This is a genomic window from Arthrobacter sp. Hiyo1 (genome assembly GCF_001263615.2).
In the GTDB taxonomy this organism is placed as follows: Bacteria; Actinomycetota; Actinomycetes; order Actinomycetales; family Micrococcaceae; genus Arthrobacter.
The window spans coordinates 303,651-305,721 of sequence record NZ_DF952470.1 but is presented as its reverse complement, the minus strand read 5'-3'; the positions used below and the strand labels follow the sequence as shown (position 1 = coordinate 305,721).

The following is a 2,071-nucleotide window of genomic DNA, read 5'->3' as shown; positions in this document are numbered from 1 at the left end:
GGAAACCGCGGCGTGCAAAAGACTGCTGCTGAACGTTCATCCTAAAACCCTCCAGAGACTCGTAGTACCTCACGCTGACGGCGCCTCGGCCGGCAGTCGATCGGTCAGGGCACCGCCGCTGCGACGCGCCCTTCGTGTGACATACTTCACCACGAGTGATTGAAAAGCAATATTTTAGGGCAGTTTCAATCAACTTTTGTCAAAATGTGATCTGACGATTCTGCCGTCCGGAGGGGTCGTTTGGGTGTTTTAGCCCCGTAAATTCAGGGATTTTGCGCACTGGGCGATAGCCTCGCGCGCCCATTGCTGCTGTTGCTCGGTTCCTACCCGCTCAGCCCATTGCTCGGCGAGCTGGAACTCCACCATCGCCTCGGTGCGGCGACCGTCGTCGTACATCGCCCAACCGAGGTTGTTGTGCAGGGAAACCATCCACCGTTTGGTGCGTGCATCCTCGACGGCGGACGCGTACTCAAGCGCGCTGCGCGTCCACGATTCCTGGTGGCCGGAGTCCGCGATAGCCAGCATATGAAGTGCATCCACAGCGAGGAAATCTTCGCCCAGGAGGTCGCCCATCTCGGCGGCCTGCTCAAAGAGCGGAACGGCCATGGCAGGGTGGCCGGCGGAGTTGAGCAGGCGGCCGCGCTCCAGGAGGATCCGCACCGCAATGGTGGGCTCCTCTTCGGCGTCGATCCCGTCCAGGAGGCGTCCGCCTCCTCGAAGCGGCCCTGCAGGCCGATTGCCCGGCCCAATTGGGTGGCGAGCTCGGCCCGTTCAAAGGGATCGTAGGCGGGATCGGCCATGGCTTCGCGGAATCGGGCTTCCGACAACGCGGGGTCCTCAAAATTCCACAGCTCATCGAGGGTCTTTTGTTCCAGCATCTGGCTCCTCCTGATTGCTTCGAGGCGATGGAAGGTGCAGTCCACTCACAATCTAGCCGAAGCGGCAGGCGGGGTCCGCGTGTCAGTCCTTGGCGAGCCGGGCCCAGCCCAGTTGCTCCTGCTGCTTGCGGCTCAACGAGGAAACCACCAGGTCATAGGAATCCTCCACCATGTCCCGGACCATGGAGTCAGGGAGCGCGCCATCCAGGCGCACGCCGTTCCAGTGCGTCTTGTTCATGTGCCAGGCACCGGTGATTTCCGGATGGGCCGAGCGGAGTTGCACGGCCAAGGCGGGATCGCATTTGAGGCTTACTGCCAGGTTCTGGTCGTCCATGGCGGATGCGGCGAACATCTTGCCTTCCTGCTTGGATCCGCCGGATACGGCGGCCCGGACCTTGAAGACCGAGGTTTCCGGGCCGAACGGGAAGTCTTCATAGCTCCCGGGGAAGCAAGGCAGATTTGGCGGAGTGTCGCAGCGTCCATGTAGCGAGACTAGCGGACCGATCGCCTCACGCAACGTCCAGGAAGTCCTCGAGGAGCACCACTTCCAGGCCAGCAGCCACTTGCGCCGAGCGGAAGGCCTCGAAGTCCGCCGCGAATTCGGGGCGGAAGTGCATCAGGACGATGTCGCCCGGCCGGAGGGAATTGCCGTACTGGTAGTCCATCCGCCCGGCATTGGCCTTGGCCTCCCACGTAACGATCGCCTTCAAGCCGGCGGCGGCCACGGCTTGCCGCATGGCGGTCGAATAGGCACCGCCCGGAGGCCTGAATAGTGTGGGCTTGCGGCCGTACTGCTGGAGGGCGAAATCCTGCATTCCTGCGATGTCGTCAAGCTGCCGCTGGTAACCCCATTGAGTGGTCATGTTGACGTTGTGGCTGACCGTGTGGTTTTCAACCAGGCTCCCCTGCGCCATGAATGTCTTGAAGAAGGCGGGGTTGTCGCGGACCGTGTTGCTCGTCAGGAAGAGCGTTGCCGGGTAGCCGTTCTCCGCGAGGAGCCGGACGCTTTCCGGGGACTTGACCAGTCCATCGTCGATCGTGAGGAAAACCACGGGATGTTTGGTGGGGATTTTGGTGATCACGGGAGCCAGTCCGCCTTGGATTGGCGGCAGCGTGAAGTCGGGGACGAAGGGGTTCCGGAGCCGCCCGGGACCCGCAGGGCTTGGCGTGGGACTCATCGCGGCGCTTGCGGA

General features: G+C 62.7%; 2 protein-coding genes and 1 pseudogene. All 3 read right to left on the bottom strand.

Annotated features, from left to right (window positions below):
• Positions 1-249: 249 nt before the first annotated feature.
• On the bottom strand, positions 250-660 hold the full coding sequence (locus AHiyo1_RS10320) for a hypothetical protein (RefSeq protein ID WP_253257258.1): 411 nt from the start codon (positions 658-660) through the stop codon (positions 250-252).
• Between the two features lie 300 nt (positions 661-960).
• Positions 961-1,361, bottom strand: a pseudogene (locus AHiyo1_RS10315) (MmcQ/YjbR family DNA-binding protein).
• 26 nt (positions 1,362-1,387) lie between these two features.
• A partial coding sequence (locus AHiyo1_RS10310) for a polysaccharide deacetylase family protein (RefSeq protein WP_059388509.1) occupies positions 1,388-2,071 on the bottom strand: 684 nt, incomplete at its 5' end.